This window comes from Sporomusaceae bacterium (assembly GCA_031460455.1).
Classification (GTDB): domain Bacteria; phylum Bacillota; class Negativicutes; order Sporomusales; family UBA7701; genus Anaeroselena.
In genome coordinates this window covers 41,450-58,614 of the sequence record JAVKTQ010000001.1, presented here as the reverse complement: position 1 = coordinate 58,614, position 17,165 = coordinate 41,450, and the positions used below count along the sequence as shown (strand labels likewise).

The window sequence follows — 17,165 nt, the reverse complement described above, 5'->3', positions numbered from 1 at the left end:
CTTGTTAGACCCATTCCACCGTGACGCGTTTGCCGAGGTCTTCCAGGGCGTTGCGCAGGTTGGCAATTACCTGGGCTTTGATGTTTATCTGGGCAGGGAAATTGGGGTTCTGGTGGGCCGGGTTGACGGCGGTGCCGGCCAGTATGTCGATCCGGTCAGCCTCATAGAGCAGGCGGGCCAGCAGGGTGGCGCCGTCGCGGCGGGCGGAGGCGCGCAGTTTGCGGATGTCGTGGAGACGGCCGATGGCGGCGGTGAGGGTGAGCACCCCTTCGGTGACGAGGTCGAGGTTGTCGATGGTGGCGATGGGGGGGATTTCCGGGTCCTGGTAGTTGAGGTCGACGTTTACGGGCAGGCCGAGTACGCGGCTGACGATGTTTGCGGTGGTGCCGCCGGCGACGACTTTCTTCCCCTCGCCGCCCATCAGCCGCTTCACTATCTGCTCGTCCATGTCGCGATTGGCCGGCGGCCCGGTGAACAGGGTGAGGTTGCGGGGACGGCGGAGCTTGATGACGACGACGGTGGAGTCGTCGCCCGGCTGTCCGAGGTAGTAGCCGTTGCAGCAGCCGAGGATATGTTCGGCGATTTTCTCGGCGTCGTCGGCCGGCGAACAATGCGCCGCGAGTTCCGCGGAGATTCCCGGCCAGTCCCAGCCAAGTTTGAGGAGGCCGCCGATGCCGGCATGGATGACGCCGTCGCTGACGGCGACGATGATGTCGCCTTCGCCGAGGAGCAGACGGCCTTCGCGGATGGCTTTGCCGCCAATGTTCCTGGCTTCGGTGGGAAAAGGCACGACCTGCCCGCCCCTGAAGAGAAAGGTGGTCGGGCTGTCGAATTCGACGACGGTTGCCATGCTGTCGGGCAGGAGTTTGATGATTTGGAGGGTCGAGTAGGCGATTTTCCGTTCGCGGCAGACCGGCAGGGTCTGGGTTATGGTGGGGACGACTTCGGTGATGGGGACGTTCCGTTTCAGCAGCGATGAGGTTATTTTGGTGGTGAGGGTGGCGAGGATGTTGGCCTTGACGCCGCTGCCCAGCCCGTCGGAGATGACGACGGTTGTGGCCGCTTCGGTGCGGGCGATTTCGACTTTGTCGCCGCACAGTTCCTCGCCGGCTTTGGAGAGCTGGGCGACGGCGATTTCCGGATATAGCCGGTTCATCAGTTCTTGCCCTTCGCTTTCAGCAGGCTGACTAGTTCGAGCAGGGCAGCCTTCGTCTCGGCTGTCGTTTCGCCCAGGAGCCCGGCGATTTCCTGGGCCACATGCATTTGCTTATTGATTATTTCCGTGGCTTTCTCGACGGTCTGGAGCTTCATCTGCTCCAGTTCGCGGGCGTTTTTTTCCTGGACGGTGATGTCGGTAAGGACGATTATGGCCAGGTCGTGCTCCGGCACGGGGATGATCGTCTGGTTGACGACGGTGCCGCCGGCGATGGTAACCCGCCGGTCGGTCATTTTCTCCCCTTTGCCGATCGCAGCGCTTATCTCGCGGCTGTCCAAGACTTCGCTGAGCTTGCCGCCCTTGATGATTGCCTGCTGGCGGTTGAGCATTTTTTCCGCCGCCGGGTTGAATTCCTGGACGATCATTTTGCTGTCAACGACGATGATGGCGTTGAGGGAGTGCTGGACGATGAAGTTGGCCAGCGATTCGGCTTTCGACCGCATGTAGGGGACGCAGGTGTCGATTTCTGTTAGACCCTGGCAGACGGCTACGGCTTTTTCGCGGCAGGAGTTGAAACCGCATGCGCCGCAGTTTTTTTCGTCCTCTTTGCTGTATTTGCCGGTCTGCCTGAGCACTTCCCGGATGCGGCTCTCGGGCGGGATGAATTCCTGGACCGGCGCCTGGGTATGGCAGCGGGAAAAATCAAGACCGGCGGGGCTTTTGTGGTGCCGGGCGGCGCCGGCGACGGCGAATTCGGCCACTTTCAGCTTTTTGGCGGGCACGGAATCGGCGCAGCCGCTGGCCGGGCCGTTGATGCAGCCGCCGGAGCAGGCTAGGGCTTCGATGAAGCGCGGGGCGATTTCGCCTTTGCGCAGGGCGGCGAGAACTTCCAGGCAGTTGTCGAGGCCGTCGACGGCGATGATGTCGGTGGCGGTGGATTCGCTGCGGACGAAGGATTTGAGGATGCCGCCGGCGATGGGGTAGTAACGCACCGGCCCCGGCGCGGAGATTGCGGCTGCCGGGGGGGAGTTGTCGCCGGTAGCCGTTTCGGCCAACCATTCGCGCAGTTGGCGGAAGGTTATGGCGGCGTCTACGAGGCTAGCTGAGTCACGGCTTTCGGCCAGTTTGGCGATGCAGGGGCCGGCGAAAACGACAAATGTGTCAGCGCCGAGGCGGTGTTTGAGCATTTTGGCGTGGACGAGCATCGGCGACGCGACCGGCGCCAAATTGCCGATGAGATCGGGATAGTATTTGGTCACGACGTTGACGACGACCGGGCAGCAGGCGGAGATGACCGGTTTTTCAGCGGCCGTGAGCAGGCGGCTATAAAACCGCGATACTTCTTCGGCGCCGACCGCCGTCTCCTCGACGAGGCTGATGCCGAGGCCGCCGAGCTTTGCAGCCAACTGCGGCAGGGTGTATTCGGGGAAGGCGGCGACAAACGACGGCGCGAGGCTCATGGCGACGAATCGGCCGGCGGCGACGGCTTCTTTGACGGCCGACACCTGGCTGGTAACCTGTTTGGCGCCCTGGGGGCATTCGACGACGCAGCGGCCGCAAAGCACGCATTTCTCGTCGATTAGGCGGGCCTGCCCGTTGACGATGCCTACAGCTTTGAGGGGACACGACCGCATGCAGCGGTGGCAGTCGCGGCAGTTGGCCTTTTGGGTTGTGATCGTTTTCATCTAATCCCCTCTTTAAGCACTTTTTCCTGAAAGATGGCGAAGACTTTCTCCTGGGAAACGTGGGTGATGATTTCATCGTCAATTTTTATGACGACGCCTTCGGTACAGCGTCCCTGGCAAAAATTACCTTCAAGGTCTATTTCGGCGGAGAGCCGGTATTTTTCCAGGAGCGCACTGAACGCGCCCAGGACACCGTGCGCTCCCTTCAGGTGGCAGGCGCTGCCGATGCATATTGCGATTTTCGTCATGGCGTCTCCAATTGTGAAATATTTCACTTTATTTTTCTACTCCTTATTCTACTCCAAAAGGACGCCGGTGACAATTGTTTTTTCCGGAAAACAAATAGAGCCGGAAGGGGTTTCCGGCTCTATCATAGCAGTGTGTCTAGATTCGGAACCTGGTGACAAGCGCTTGCAGTTCGCCGGCCATGGTGGCGAGGGAGTTTGCAGCGCCGGCGATTTCCTCCATGGAGGCGGTGACTTCTTCGGTGGCTGCGGCGGTCGTCTCGGCGTTGGCGCTAGACTGGCGGGCGATGACGGCGACTTGTTCGGTGCCCTGGACCATTGCCCGCATGCCTTCGGCCTGTTCTTTGGCGGCGGCGCTGATTGCTTCGATCATGTCGACGCTGCCGGTGACTTTGCCGAGGATGTTCTGGAGGGCAGCGCCGGCAGTCTGCACGACCCCTACCCCTTCGTTGACTTTGGCGTTGCCGCTGTTCATGGCGCCGATGGCCTGATCGGTCTGGGCCTGGATTTCGCGCACGATCAGGGCGATTTGCTGGGCTGCTTCCTGAGATTGTTCCGCAAGTTTACGAACTTCTTCGGCGACCACGGCGAAGCCGCGACCTTGTTCGCCGGCCCGCGCCGCTTCGATGGCGGCGTTGAGGGCGAGAAGGTTTGTCTGGCCGGCGATTTCGCTGATGACGTCGAGAATCTGGCCGATTTGCTGGCTCTTTTCTCCCAGCCCGCTTACTACTTCGCCGGTGGCGGTTGTTACTTCCTTGATTTCGTTCATCTTGTCGACGGCGCTCTGAGCCGCAACGCCGCCAGTTTTGGCCGCGCCGGCCATTTCACCCGACAGTTCGGAGGCTGTGCGGGCTTTTTCCGCCACCGCCTGAGAGGCTTCGGTGAGTTGATCAACTGTCTGCAGGGTTTTTTCGATTTCTTCAGTTTGGCTGTGGGCTCCTTGGGCGAAGTCGGTTATCGTGGCTGCTATCTGGTTGGTAGCGCGTTCGGCTTGCACCGAGGTGGCGGAGAGTTCCTGGGCGGAAGCGGCCACCTGGTCGGCGGTGCTCATGACGCCGCGGATCAGGTTTTGGAGGTTGTCGACCATGGAGTTGAAGGCTTGGGCAAGCTGGCCGAGTTCGTCGCGGGCGGTGACGTTGACTTTTACGGTGAGATCGCCGTTGGCGAGCCGGTCGGTCGCGGCGACCATTTCCCTTATCGGCCTGGTCAGGAAGCCGGCGGCGAAGAGGCCGGCAAGCGCGGCCAGGAGTATGCCGCCGATGGTGAAGGCGATGCCGGTGTTGCGGATTTTGACCACGCCGGCCATGGCCTCATCCAAAGGCTGCTGGGCAACGACACCCCATTTGGCCATCGGCACGAAGCTGTAGCCGGCAAGTTTCTTTGCGCCTTCATATTCGTATTCGGCAACGCCGGCTTGCCCGGCGATTGAGGCTTTGACGGGCGCTAGGGCGCTGAGGTCGACCATTTCTTTGACGAGTTTTTGGTCGGGATGGGCGACAACGCCGCCTTTCTTGTCGACGACGAAGGCATAACCACTGGTGCCGATTTTGGTTTGCATGATATGGTTGCTGAGGTAGTTGAGGTCGACGACGCCCAGCAGGATTCCTATGGGAGTCCGTCCGTTGGCGGTGATGGGGACGGCAAGAATGACGGAGGCCTGTCCCGTGCCTTTGGCGATAAGCACGTCGGATACTACGGAAGCAGCGCCGCCCTGCATGACTTCTTTGAAGTAAGCCCGGTCGGCTATATTTCCGAGTTTGCCTTCGGTGCGCACCGTCTGCACGCCTGTGGGCAGGGCGACGATAAGCCCCGGCATGTCGTGGTACTGGTTGGCGATACTGCGCATTGCCGGCAGTTGTCGCGCGATGTCCATCGACTTGATTTCCGGGCTGTTGGCGGCGATGGTGAGCACCTTAATTTTGGCTTCGAGCATTGCGTCGATGTCTCTTGCGAGCGCGTTCGCTATCATCTGGTTGTTGCTGTAGACGCCGTTGACGAGGGCCTGGTTGCTGAAGTAGGAGGAAACCATGGCGGAAAGCACCAGCGGGATGGCAGCGATCAGGACAAAGAGCAGCATCAGTTTCTTCTTCATGTCCAACCCACCAAGAGTCTGTTTTCCCATACCTGCCATAAGATCACTCCTTCTCTTTATATCGCGATTTTTTGCCTATGCCTGGACATCGCTCCGTCCCAGGCATACACTTATTAACATAAGATAATTCTTGGATTTTCATTATAATCCTGCATTTTTTTCCTTTTTTTTAAATAAATTGTCAAATGCCCGCCGTCTGGCGGGCATTTGATTCAAGAGCCTCCGTTGGGTTCTACGGGGAGCGGGAAAGGAAATTGGACGTAGGTGCTGGGTACTTCGCCGACGACAACGTATTCGGCGATCGGCACCTGGGTATTGACGCTGACGGTGGAGCTGACCAGCGGCACGACGATACGGACGTGGGTGGTGGCGAACAGGTAGATCATATGCCTGGTCTGGTTTATGCCGGCCTGTTCGAATTTGTCGACGACTTTCACCTGAACGGTGCCGATGGGGATGATGGTCACGACTATGGGCGGGCCCCAACTGGCGAGCAGTTGGCTGCCCAACACCTGGCCGACGGGAATGTACACCTTTTCTTCTGTTATCAGCTTGAGGGCCGCCTGGACTTTGATGGTGGTATCGGCGGCCAGGCGGTTGAATTCGAGGGTGTTGGGCTGGATGAAGACAACTCGGCCGCGACTGTCAAGCTTGATGTTGACGAGGGTCTGCGGGTCGATCTGCTGGCTGACTTTTTCGTTAACGACGTTGTTGATGGTATGGGTGGCGACCTGGATGGCCCTGGCTTCGGCGATTGCCATGAGGGTCGGTTTGAGGTGGCTTTCAACGGTCCAGAATATGGAGACGGCGAGGACGAGCAGCAGGATTACAGCCGTCGCCACGCTCGGCAGCCGTCGTCGTTTCCGCACGGAGAACCGCATCGTTCTCCCCTCCCGGAATAATGTCGCTTACTATATATATGCCCTTACCGGCCATTGGTGCCTGAGACGCCGAAAAATGTGGCAGTTTTTCTTGTCCGGCGGCGGAGATACTATTATCGACAAACAACGGAGGAGGTGGCTTCTGTGACCGGCAAGAACGGGATTCTGGAGCCGAATGCCAAGCGGGGACTTGATAAGCTCAAGCTGGAAGTGGCCAACGAAACGCTTGGCCGCGATATGGACACGGAGATTTCCGCCGATAATTACGAGGCGGCTCTGGACAGGAAGAAGTGGGAAGCTGCCGAGGAGCTCGGTCTGAAAGACAAGATCGAGGACGCGGGCTGGGAGAATATGACGACCGGGGAGGTCGGCAAGATCGGCGGCAAGGTTGGCGGCCGGATTGGCGGCCAGATGGTGAAGGAGCTTGTCGCTATGGCCGAATCCCAGATGGCGCCTGTAGCCGACGAGGCAATGGACAAGGACGCGATTTCCGCGAGCGCGGAAGGCGCCTGACCGAAGAGGCTAAAATAGGCTGCGAGTTCGCAGCCCAAACAAAAAAAGCCGGATGTGGCTTTTTTTGTTTGGGGCTATTGGCCGAAGGCTTTGACGGTTACCCCGTCCTGGTCGAGCTTTTCCCTGATTTTCTTGATCATGGCGACTGCGCCGGGGGTATCGCCGTGAACGCAGATGGTCTGGGCGTTTATGGGCACTTCCGCGCCGTCGATAGCCGTGACCGAGCCGTTTTTGACCATGGACAGCACGCGCTGGGCGACGAGGTCGACATCGTGGATGACCGCCCCCTCCTGTTTCCGGGATACAAGGTTGCCCTGGGCGGTGTAGGCCCGGTCGGCGAAGGCTTCTTCGACGTATCTGACGCCGGCGTTCTTGGCGCCGGTGACCATGGACGAGTTGGCGAGGCAAAGCATGTAAAGGCCGGGGTCGACCGCTTTGATGGCTTCGGCGATGGCCGTGGCTACGGTTACGTCTTTTTCGGCGACATTGTACAGGGCGCCGTGAACTTTGACGTGCTGCATTTTGACGCCCTCGGCCAGGCAAAAAGCCCAGAGCGCGCCGATCTGGTAGGTGACGTCGGCTTTAATCTCTTCGAGGGAGGCGGCCATCACCCGGCGCCCGAAGCCGACGAGGTCGGGAAACGAGGGGTGGGCCCCCACGGCAACGCCGTATTTCTTGGCCAGTTTAACGGTTTTCATCATGTTGACCGGGTCGGAGGCGTGGAAACCGCAGGCGACGTTGATGGAGGTGACGTGCGGCATGGCATCCTGGTCGAAGCCCAGGGTGTAGACGCCGTAACTTTCTCCCATGTCGCAGTTGAGGTCGATTCTTTTCATCGAGTCATTCCTCCCGTATTTCTATAGAATAGTTTTGCCCGTTGACGGTCATGGTAAAGCGGCGGGCGGGAGACCGATCACGGCCGAGGGCCGACGCGCGCCAGGCGGAGGCCGACTCGTATAAGGCCCGCTCGCTCCTGAGGGCGTCGACGGCTTCCGCATCGGAGCATTGGCGGAGGCGGATGGTGTCGCCGGGTTTGGCTTGCGCGAGCAGGGCGAGGTCGGGGCCGATGACGGTGCCGATCTTGGTATAGCCGCCGGTGGTCTGGCGGTCGGCCATCATGATGATGGGCATGCCGTGCCCGGGCACCTGGATCGCTCCCTGGGGCAGGGCGTCGGATACGATGTCCGCTTTGTCGCCGTGCGCGATCTTGGGGCCTTCGAGACGGTATCCCATCCGATCGGCTTCGTCGGTGACGGTGTAGGAGGAGGTGAACATGGTCGCCAGGCCAGCGGCGGTGAAGTGATCGTCCTGGGGGCCGGGAAGCACTCGCAGGGTGAGTTCGCTGCCCGCGTCGGCAGGTCTGTGAGCGTCCGGCAGAAGCAGCGGACGGTTGTCGGCCAAGTCGCCCCTGCCGATGGCGAGCGTGTCGCCGGCTTTGAGTTTTCGGCCCTCCAAGCCGCCGACCGCCGCCCTGGTATAGGTCGATCTGCTGCCCAGCACGGCCGGAACGTCGATGCCGCCGCGGACGGCTAGGTAGGCCCGGCAGCCGCGGGCAGCGTAGCCGCAGGCGAGGGTGCTGCCGGCGGCCACGGGGAAGGCCGACCAGGTGGCGACAGCGTTGCCGTCAAGGGCTGGCTGCATGTCGGCGCCGCAGATGGCGACATATGCGTCGGTGGCGAATTTGATGGTGTCGCCGGTCACGGTCATCTCCAGGCAGGCCGCTCCAGAAGGATTGCCGGCGAGGATGTTGGCGAGGTTGTAGGCGCAGCGGTCCATCGCGCCGGCGACCGGCATGCCGTAGGCCTGGTAGCCCCAACGGCCGCCGTCCTGGACGGTGGTGAACAATCCGGCGGTAACGATGCTGATCATTGTTTTTCACCGCCTTTGTCCGCCGCGTTCCGGATTACCGGCTTGTACCCCCCGGCCGCCACTTGTGCGCCGATGGCGGCGTAGTCGGCGGCGGAGACGGCTTTGAACTGGAGGTAGTCGCCGGCGGCGAAGAGGAATGGTTTTGCTGCTCCGGGGTCGAAGAGTTTGACGGGGGTGCGGCCGATTATCCGCCAGCCGCCGGGGCTGGCGACCGGATAGATGCCCGTCTGGGCGCCGGCGATGCCCACGGAGCCGCCGGGGATGGCTGTGCGGGGCTGCACGAGGCGCGGAGCGGCAATGCGCTCTGACATGCCGCCGAGATAGGGGAAGCCGGGCGTGAAGCCGAGCATGTAGACGAGGTAGGGCACGGAGGTGTGGATGGCAACGACTTCTTCCGACGCGAGGCCGGTGTGGCCGGCGACGAAGTCCAGGTCGGGGCCATGTTCGCCGCCGTAAGCTACGGGGATCTCGATCACTTTGGCGGACATCTCCGCCTGTCCCGCGCCTGTGTCCGCAACGAGCGCCCTGACGTTCTCGGCCAGTTGCCGCCGGGTGATCGCCAGCGGGTCGAAATAGATGAGCAGCGACCGGTAGGTGGGCACCACTTCGCGGACGCCGGGGATGCCGGCGGCGCCGACGAGCGCCGCGGTGCTGTGGACGCGGCGGTTGAGGTCGGGGTCGATGCTTGCGCCGAATTCGACCACCAGCCCCTGCTCGCCGGCGTTCAAGAATCGTATTCCGTCCATGTAAACACTCCTGTTTCCGATTATGCTGGTAATTATTTTTCCCTGTTTACGGTGGCAATTCCTGCCCCTGCGGGCAAAAGAAAACGAACCTTACGGTTCGTTTTTACTTACTGTTATTCGATTATTATCCTATGATAGGTCTTTTTGCCTTTGCGCAGCAGCAGGCTGTTGTCCGTGAAGGCGGCGAGGTCGAGGACGAGGTTGGGGTCTTCGACCTTATCTTCGCCGATATACAGCCCCCCGCCGGCTATCAGCCGCCGCCCTTCGCCGAGCGAAGCCGCAAGGCCGGTGGCGGGGAGAATATCAATCAGGCGTTTGTTGCTGATGTCCGCTGCGGAGAGAACAGTTGTCGGCACGTTGTCGAGCGAACCGCCGCCGGCGAAAAGGGCCGCGGCGGCCTGTTGGGCTTTGTCGGCTTCGTCCTGGCCGTGGATGAGTTTGGTCACTTCGTAGGCGAGGGTCATTTTGGCGATGTTGATTTCGCTGTCTTTCAACGCTCCCAGGCGGCGCACTTCCTCCATCGGCAAAAAGGTCAGAAGGGCGAGGCATTTGCCGACGTCGGCGTCGTCGATGTTGCGCCAGTACTGGTAGAAGTCGTAGGGCGGGGTTTTTTCCGGGTCGAGCCAGAGGGCCCCTTTTTCGGTTTTGCCCATCTTTCGCCCGTCGCTGGTGGTGAGGAGGGTGAAGGTGAGGCCGTAGGCCGGTTTGCCTTCTTTGCGGCGGATGAGGTCGGCGCCGGCGAGGATGTTGGACCACTGATCGTCGCCGCCCATCTGCATGACGCAGCCGGTCTGGCGGTTAAGCTCGAGGAAGTCGTACGCCTGCATGAGCATGTAGTTGAATTCGAGGAACGTCAGGCCTTTTTCCAGGCGATTGCGGTAACATTCGGCGGTGAGCATGCGGTTTACCGAGAAGTGGATGCCGATGTTTCGCAGGAACTCGACGTAGTTGAGCTCGAGCAGCCAGTCGGCGTTATTGATCATGAGGGCGCGATCGTTGGAAAAATCGAGGAAGCGCTGCATCTGTTTTTTGAACAGCTCGCCGTTGGCGTCGATTTCTTCCCTTGTCATCATTTTGCGCATGTCGGTTTTGCCGCTGGGGTCGCCGACCATGGTGGTGCCGCCGCCGATTAGGCAGATGGGGCGGTGCCCGGCCCGCTGCATGTGCGCCATTACCATCATGCCGAGGAAATGCCCGACATGGAGGCTGTCGGCGGTGGGGTCGAAGCCGATGTAGAAGGTGATCTTTTCTTTGGCCAGCAGTTCACGTACTTCTTCTTCGTGAGTGACTTGTTGAATAAAACCGCGTTCGTTGAGCACTTCGTAAACTGACATCTGGTTAACATCCCTCCATCGGTTTAGGTGGAACATGCGCCCAGGACGGCGATTGTCAATCTTTTCGTCCGCTATTGCGCAGGATTTCCCCGGCTGGGCGTGTAATTATAATTAATTGTGGTTAATGTCATTTTGCCTTATTCTGGGATTCTTCAAGGCGCATTATAGCATATAAACCGCGAAATTGCAAACGCCGCAGGTCTGGACTCGTTTGACGATTATGGTATAATAGTTAGGAAATCGCCGGATAAGGAGGTCGCCATGAGCACCGACTCCAGCAACAACGCCGGGAATAGCCGCCGCTCGAAGGGCAGGTGGCTGACCGTCGCCGCAATCGCCATTATTGTTTTTATCGTAATGATCACCGGCGCCGGCCTCGGTTTCCTGACGGCCAGCATCCATACCATGCCCAGTCTGAAGGGCGAGATTCGCCCGGCCGCTTCTTCGCAAATTTTCGACATCAACGGCAGGCTGATAACCACCATCCATTCGGTGGAAAACCGGCTGCCTGTCGCGCTTAGCAAAGTGCCCAAGGATTTACAGAACGCGTTCGTCGCCACCGAGGACGCCCGCTTTTATCAGCATATCGGCGTCGACCCCCGGGCCATCCTCAGGGCTGTTTTCGCCAATGTCGTCGGCGGCGGGGTTTCGGAGGGGGCAAGCACTATTACCCAGCAACTGGCGCGAAACGCCCTCCTCTCCCAGGAACAGACGCTGAAGCGCAAGATCCAGGAAGCGGTGCTGGCTATCCAGATCGAGCGTCAGTATACAAAGCAGGAGATTCTCGAGTTATACCTCAATCAGATTTATTTCGGCCAGGGCGCTTATGGCGTTCAGGCGGCAGCCTGGGTTTATTTCGGCAAGAATGTGGAAAATCTCAATCTGGCTGAATGCGCCTTGCTGGCCGGTATTCCTAAAAGCCCTAATTATTATTCGCCGCTTAATAATCTCAAAGCTGCGAAAGAACGTCAGGGCGTCGTTCTCGATCAGATGGTCAAGTATGAATTCATTTCCCAGGATACGGCGAACAAAGCCAAGTCCGTCGAGTTGAAGCTGACGGCGCGTTCACCCGGCAGCGGCGGCGAAGCCTCATATTTCGTCGATTACGTGACCCAGCAGCTCATCGACAAGTACGGCGCCGATGCCGTGTATAAGGACGGACTGAAAGTTTACACTTCTCTGGATCTGAATATGCAGCGGGCGGCGGAAAAGGCGATGGGCAAACTGCCGACTTACCGCACCGACGCTAAAGGTATCAAGCAACCCCAGGGCGCGCTGGTGGCCATCGAACCGCAGAACGGCCATATCAAGGCGATGGTGGGCGGCCGCGGCACCGACCAGTTCAACCGGGCGGTATTGGCCGAGCGGCAGCCGGGATCGGCTTTCAAACCGTTCGTTTATCTGGCGGCGATCGAAAGCGGCATGACGCCGGCAACCATCGTCGAGGACAAACCCGTTACTTTCGGCAGTTACTCGCCGATCAATTATGACCATAAGTTCCGCGGCCGGGTGACGCTACGCACGGCGCTGGAGAATTCACTCAACGTCGTCGCGGTGAAGCTCGCCAACCAGGTGGGCCCCGCAAAGCCGCTTTACTATGCTCAGCAGATGGGGATTTCGACGTTGGTGACCCGTGGCTCGGTGAATGATGTAAACTTGGCGATGGCTCTCGGCGGCTTGTCCCGCGGAGTAACGCCGCTGGAACTTGCCGGAGCTTATGGCGTGCTGGCCAACAACGGCGTGCGGGTTGAGCCGACGTCCATTCTCAGGGTTGTGGACAGGAGCGGCAAGGTGCTGGAACAGCACCAGCCGCAGGCGAAGGCGGTTGTTAACGAGCGGAGCGCGTATCTATTGACCGATATGATGCGCGGCGTCATAACTCGCGGCACGGGCGGCGGCGCCAATATCGGCCGGCCGGCTGCCGGCAAGACCGGGACGACCAGCGATTACAAGGATGCCTGGTTTGTCGGTTTCACCCCGGATCTCGTAGCAGCCGTATGGATGGGCTTCGATACGCCGGAGTATCTGAACGGCATCACCGGCGGCGATATTCCCGCGACGATCTGGCATGATTTTATGATGGCGGCTCTCGCCAAGTCACCGGTAAAGGATTTTTCCCGGCCGAGCGGCATCGTTTCTGCGCCTGTTTCCCCCAAGGACGGTAATCTGGCCGATCCGAAGAGCAAGGACGCCCACAACGAGATATTTATCGAGGGCACGCAACCTAAACCTGGGAAGGCGCCGGCCGAGGAGAAGAACGATGATAAACCCGCCCCGGCGGACGGAGGGCGGACACTGCCCCCTCCGCCGACGGCTTCCAAGCCCACCGCCCCCTCCCCTCCTGCCCAGCCGGCGGCGCCGACAAAGCCTGAAGCACCGAAGAAGAATTAGAAAACAAAAACACGCGCACCTCGCGCGTGTTTTTTTTGCCGCCGACAGCATATAGATTATTACAACCGCAGGCCTTCTTGTACGCCTCAAACGATAGGAACACGCACCGGCGTGTTCCTGCGGTAAGTATGATGTTAGATTGTGTCGCTGAAATCATCCTCTAAGAAGAACAGGAGCAGGATGATGATGATAATGATCACCACGACTCCACTGCCACCGCCGCAGCCGCCGAAAAATCCGCGACCCATTCAAACTCCTCCTTCCTCGTCTACTGTCTGGTTAATATGGAATCTCTTTTAGTCTAATATATGGCGTTGGGCGTCCATCGGTCACCCTGCCGCGAAAATTTAGGAACACGCTGGCAGCGTGTTCCCTTATGGGGCAAATATCGGGCTAGATGGTGCCGGTTACGTCATCCTCGAAGAAGAACAGGAGCAGGATGATTATGATGATTATAACCACAATCGACCCGCTGCCGCCGCAGCCGCCAAAGTTACGACCCATGTTCAGTCCTCCCTCCTAGTAATCGGGTCAGGTCCATTATCGTGGTCCCTTCAGTTTAGTATATGGATTATGCCCGACGGCGGTTACCGTCGCGGTAAAATATTAGGAACACGCTGGCCGCGTGTTCCTTGAGCGGTAAGTATGGTGTTAGATGCTGACGCTTTCGTCCTCGAAGAAGAACAGGAGCAGGATGATGATAATGATGATCACTACAAATGAACCGTTCCCGCCGCCGCAAAAACCTCTAGCCATTCGTTCTTTCCCCCTTAGTATGTCGTTATTAAGGGCGGTGCCAAGGAGTGGATGGTCAGCACCTTCAGGTACCGCCCGCCCTTCTACTTCAATATATGGGTTTGAATTCTAAAGTGTTACCCGCGCGATGAATTTAACTGCCGCCCGGTTTGACCAGCCGCCTAATCTGCCTTGGCGCTTCCGCCGCCGTTTTGAGGGATTGGGTGGCGTTGGTCAGCACGCCGGTTATGTTCCGGAGGGTATCGAGCGACGATGTCATCGTGTCGATCCGCCGGTCCATCGAGACGTTGTTCTGGGTCAGGGACAGCAGCACGACCATGCATTGGTAGCTGAAATCCGGGTTGCTGACCATCCTCTTGAGCATCTTCAGGGGTCTGTTTTTCATGACGGGCTTTGCCAGTTTTACTGCATCTCCGCCCTCGACGTCCCGCAGAGATTGTGCCGCCCTGTGTTTATTTTTTCGCTGGCCGCGCATTTATCTATTCCTCCCGCAGCGTTTTTTTCTAGTTTAATATATGACGGTCACCGGGGAACGGTCCCGCAAATTTTGTGGACACACACACGACGACGGACAACGCATAAGCTAGCGTAGAGTTTTGTGGAGGTGAATGATGTGTGGGAGCAGTTTGGCAATGTCATGGAAATGGTGAAAAAGGTGCAGCAGAATGTCAGCCAGGCGGAGGAACAGCTCAAGTCCGAACGGATCGAGGTTTCGAGCGGCGATGTGGTCAAGGTGATTGTGAACGGCCAGCAGACGGTGGTGTCCATCGAGCTGAACGGAAAGTATCTTGAACCTGGCAACGCGGTCTTGCTGCAGGATCTGCTCGTAGCCACGGTTAACGGTGCACTGGCCAAATCCCGTGAGATGCATCAGGCCGCAATGGGCAAACTTGCCGGCGACCTTAATCTGCCGAATATTCCCGGGTTGTTTTAAGGAGGAGTTTTTATGGCCAACGAACCGGTAGAAAGGCCCGGTTCTCTGCTGCAATCGGTGTCGCGGATGATTGATGCGGCTGTTAACGACGGCGCGGGCTACGAATCGCTCGTCCCCGTTCTGTCGCTGATCTGCCTGGTGTCAATCCTCGGCCACGGGCAGCCACGGGCTGTGCAGGCGGCGCCGGCAGCCGGCGCCAATACTCTGCAGAAGCTGCTCGGCGATCTTTCCAAGGGCGAGGGCGGCGGGCTGGGGCCGGAAACACTTGTCTCTCTCCTGCCGCTTCTCAACAGTCCACAGGTGAAGTCGAAGCTTAATCCTGCTACGATCGGCGCAATGATGGGGTTGCTCAACAATATGGGCGACAAGGGAGAAAAAGGCGATACGGCCAAGCAGGAAGCTCCAAAACCTGATAAAGGCGGCGACAAGGGCGAGGAGAAGCGTGTCGTCACTCCCACTGCTGCGACGATGACTCTCGATTCGCAGGGCGAACGGCAGGCCCCCCCCGAGGCGACCGAGGGGGATAAGAAGGGCCCGGGAAGATATCTAAACTGGAAAAGTACTTTTTGATCTATTCGGGAAGGTGTGGGCTTGTTCCACATCTTTTTTCCGTATGGCGCTGGTTGTGCCGTTACCGCACATTGGATATTGCCAATATCCATTTCGCTACGCTAATATCCAATATTTCGCCATTTTTAGTTGATTGGATATTTACGATGCTTCTTTCCGCCGTGTATTATAGGGAATAACAGTAAGCCGGCGGAAGGATGATAATTCTATGGGAGTGGCTTTTGCGACAAGAGTGGAGCTTTTGAAAGCGTCCGAAATCCGGGAGATCCTAAAAATCACGGCGCGTCCGGAGGTAATTTCTTTTGCGGGCGGCTTGCCCGCTCCGGAAGTATTTCCTGTTCAGGAGCTTAAGCAAGCGGCTATCCGGGTGCTTGACGAGGCTGGCAGCCAGGCGCTGCAATACTCTACAACGGAAGGATACGAACCGCTGCGCAGGCAGATTTCGCAAAGAATCGACGCTAAATTCGCCGTCAAGGTCGGCCCCGAGAATATTCTCATTACGAGCGGTTCTCAGCAGGCGCTTGACTTCGCCGGCAAGCTTTTCCTGGACGCCGGCGATGTTGTGTTGTGCGAGAGCCCCACTTATCTTGCCGCCATCAGCGCTTTCCGCGCCTATCAGCCCAGATTCGTGGAGGTGCCGACCGACGATGACGGGATGGTTATCGAGGAGTTGGCGAAAATTCTGCGCTCGACTGAGCGGGTGAAGTTTATTTACGTTGTTCCCGATTTCCAGAATCCCAGCGGCCGGACCTGGTCGGTGGAGCGGCGGCGGCAATTCGCCGCGCTGATTGAGGAGTTCGAAATGCCGGTCGTCGAGGATAACCCGTACGGCGAGCTGCGCTACGAGGGACAGATACCGCCATCGATTAAATCTTTCGATACTACGGGTCTGGTGATATTCGTCAGCACTTTCTCGAAAATTTTCTGTCCGGGGATGAGGATCGGCTGGATCGCGGCAGCGGCGAATTTCTTCGATAAGTTCGTCCTCATCAAGCAGGGGGCTGATCTGCATACGTCTTCGATCAGCCAGCGGGAGATAGACAAATACTTCGAGCTGTATGATATTGACGCCCATGTGCAGAAGATTATTGAGGTGTACCGTCGCCGCCGTGACGCGATGCTGACATCGATAGACGAGCTCTTTCCCGCAGGGGTGAAGCATACCTATCCGCAAGGCGGCTTGTTCACCTGGGTGGAACTGCCGGCAGGCTATAAGTCGGTGGAGCTTTTGAAGAGGTGCCTTGAACGTAATGTGGCTTTCGTGCCCGGCGATTCTTTCTTCCCTAACGGCCGGGTGGAAAACACGCTGAGGCTAAACTTTTCCAATATGTCGGAGGAACGGATCCGCGAGGGGATTGGCCGGCTTGCTCAGGTCATCAAGGAGTACAAATGAGAAAAGAGGTGTGGAGAAATCCACACCTCTTTTCTTGTAGAAAAAGTCAGACTGGCGCTATATTAACGGTCGAAGAAAGGGCTTTTGCCCGATATGCTGAGCGGAATGCCGTAGGCGATCTTTACGTCGTCCGGGAAAAGGCCGAGGTTGAGGGCGGCTTTGCCGGCCGAAAACATTACCCGGTTGTCGATGTGATGGAGGGCGGCGATAGAGACCGCCGAGCCGATGGCGATGCCGAGGTCGCCGATGCTTATGGCGCACAGGCCGTCTTTCTGTGCGCAGTTGGCGCAATTTCCGTGACCGCAATAGCCGCAGGGGGCAACTCCCAGCGGTTTCGCCTTCTGCCCGAGAAGGATGACCGCAACCGCTTTATCGAGGCAGGCCGCATCCCGTTCGAAGAATTGCGCCCCGCTTTCTTTGGCGATTTTCCTCATCTCTTCGGCCAGTTGGTCCTTTTCCCGCGCGTTAACAAGCATGACAACGAGGTTGTCGACGCCCCTGGCTTTAGGTGCGGTGCGGGCCGCGACGCACATGAGGTCGGCGATCCGCGCCCCGGCGCGTTCTTCGATTTCCTGGCTCTTGATGATCATTTCTCTCCCC

General features: G+C 58.7%; 16 protein-coding genes. 5 read left to right on the top strand and 11 right to left on the bottom strand.

What is annotated here, in order from left to right:
• Positions 1-4 precede the first annotated feature (4 nt).
• From RIN56_00315 to yunB, 5 genes are all read right to left on the bottom strand, one after another.
• The gene (locus RIN56_00315; GenBank protein MDR7865223.1) at positions 5-1,156 is read right to left on the bottom strand and encodes a SpoIIE family protein phosphatase; all 1,152 of its coding nucleotides are present in this window, start codon (positions 1,154-1,156) and stop codon (positions 5-7) included.
• Entirely contained in the window at positions 1,156-2,841 is a 1,686-nt protein-coding gene (locus tag RIN56_00310) for a [Fe-Fe] hydrogenase large subunit C-terminal domain-containing protein (GenBank protein MDR7865222.1), read from the bottom strand. The genes RIN56_00315 and RIN56_00310 overlap by 1 nt, the downstream gene beginning before the upstream one ends.
• Complete coding sequence (locus RIN56_00305; GenBank protein ID MDR7865221.1) at positions 2,838-3,089, bottom strand: (2Fe-2S) ferredoxin domain-containing protein; 252 nt, start codon at positions 3,087-3,089, stop codon at positions 2,838-2,840. Before RIN56_00305 ends, RIN56_00310 begins: the two co-directional genes overlap by 4 nt.
• Positions 3,090-3,225: 136 nt before the next feature.
• Complete coding sequence (locus RIN56_00300; GenBank protein ID MDR7865220.1) at positions 3,226-5,178, bottom strand: methyl-accepting chemotaxis protein; 1,953 nt, start codon at positions 5,176-5,178, stop codon at positions 3,226-3,228.
• 212 nt (positions 5,179-5,390) lie between these two features.
• Complete coding sequence (gene yunB / locus RIN56_00295; protein MDR7865219.1) at positions 5,391-6,059, bottom strand: sporulation protein YunB; 669 nt, start codon at positions 6,057-6,059, stop codon at positions 5,391-5,393.
• 144 nt (positions 6,060-6,203) lie between these two features.
• Here yunB and RIN56_00290 point away from each other — a divergent pair, with 144 nt between their 5' ends.
• Positions 6,204-6,572 carry a small, acid-soluble spore protein, alpha/beta type gene (locus tag RIN56_00290; protein MDR7865218.1) on the top strand — a complete coding sequence of 123 codons (369 nt, stop codon included), beginning with the start codon at positions 6,204-6,206 and terminating at the stop codon, positions 6,570-6,572.
• 74 nt (positions 6,573-6,646) lie between these two features.
• On the opposite strand, the gene RIN56_00285 is transcribed toward RIN56_00290, so the two are convergent.
• The 4 genes from RIN56_00285 to tyrS form a co-directional block, all read right to left on the bottom strand.
• A complete protein-coding gene (locus RIN56_00285) occupies positions 6,647-7,408 on the bottom strand; it encodes a 5-oxoprolinase subunit PxpA (protein MDR7865217.1) in 762 nt (253 codons plus the stop codon).
• Positions 7,409-7,412: 4 nt separating this feature from the next.
• Positions 7,413-8,441: a biotin-dependent carboxyltransferase family protein gene (locus tag RIN56_00280; GenBank protein ID MDR7865216.1), complete on the bottom strand. Its 1,029-nt coding sequence runs from the start codon at positions 8,439-8,441 to the stop codon at positions 7,413-7,415.
• The gene (gene pxpB, locus RIN56_00275) at positions 8,438-9,187 is read right to left on the bottom strand and encodes a 5-oxoprolinase subunit PxpB (protein ID MDR7865215.1); all 750 of its coding nucleotides are present in this window, start codon (positions 9,185-9,187) and stop codon (positions 8,438-8,440) included. Before pxpB ends, RIN56_00280 begins: the two co-directional genes overlap by 4 nt.
• Positions 9,188-9,300: 113 nt before the next feature.
• Positions 9,301-10,521 (bottom strand): tyrosine--tRNA ligase, encoded by a 1,221-nt coding sequence (gene tyrS, locus RIN56_00270; protein ID MDR7865214.1) that lies wholly within the window; start codon positions 10,519-10,521, stop codon positions 9,301-9,303.
• A 261-nt stretch (positions 10,522-10,782) separates the two neighbouring features.
• Here tyrS and RIN56_00265 point away from each other — a divergent pair, with 261 nt between their 5' ends.
• A complete protein-coding gene (locus RIN56_00265) occupies positions 10,783-12,912 on the top strand; it encodes a penicillin-binding protein 1A (GenBank protein MDR7865213.1) in 2,130 nt (709 codons plus the stop codon).
• A gap of 889 nt (positions 12,913-13,801) precedes the next feature.
• On the opposite strand, the gene RIN56_00260 is transcribed toward RIN56_00265, so the two are convergent.
• Positions 13,802-14,053 (bottom strand): hypothetical protein, encoded by a 252-nt coding sequence (locus RIN56_00260; protein MDR7865212.1) that lies wholly within the window; start codon positions 14,051-14,053, stop codon positions 13,802-13,804.
• Between the two features lie 228 nt (positions 14,054-14,281).
• On the opposite strand from RIN56_00260, the gene RIN56_00255 reads away from it, so the two are divergent.
• The 3 genes from RIN56_00255 to RIN56_00245 all read left to right on the top strand — a co-directional run bounded on the left by RIN56_00255 (position 14,282) and on the right by RIN56_00245 (position 16,565).
• Positions 14,282-14,602 carry a YbaB/EbfC family nucleoid-associated protein gene (locus RIN56_00255; protein MDR7865211.1) on the top strand — a complete coding sequence of 107 codons (321 nt, stop codon included), beginning with the start codon at positions 14,282-14,284 and terminating at the stop codon, positions 14,600-14,602.
• Positions 14,603-14,614: 12 nt separating this feature from the next.
• Entirely contained in the window at positions 14,615-15,172 is a 558-nt protein-coding gene (locus tag RIN56_00250; protein ID MDR7865210.1) for a hypothetical protein, read from the top strand.
• A gap of 208 nt (positions 15,173-15,380) precedes the next feature.
• Positions 15,381-16,565 carry a PLP-dependent aminotransferase family protein gene (locus RIN56_00245; GenBank protein MDR7865209.1) on the top strand — a complete coding sequence of 395 codons (1,185 nt, stop codon included), beginning with the start codon at positions 15,381-15,383 and terminating at the stop codon, positions 16,563-16,565.
• Positions 16,566-16,627: 62 nt separating this feature from the next.
• Here the strand turns inward: RIN56_00245 and RIN56_00240 are convergent, their stop codons facing one another.
• On the bottom strand, positions 16,628-17,155 hold the full coding sequence (locus tag RIN56_00240; GenBank protein ID MDR7865208.1) for a DUF2148 domain-containing protein: 528 nt from the start codon (positions 17,153-17,155) through the stop codon (positions 16,628-16,630).
• Positions 17,156-17,165: the final 10 nt, after the last annotated feature.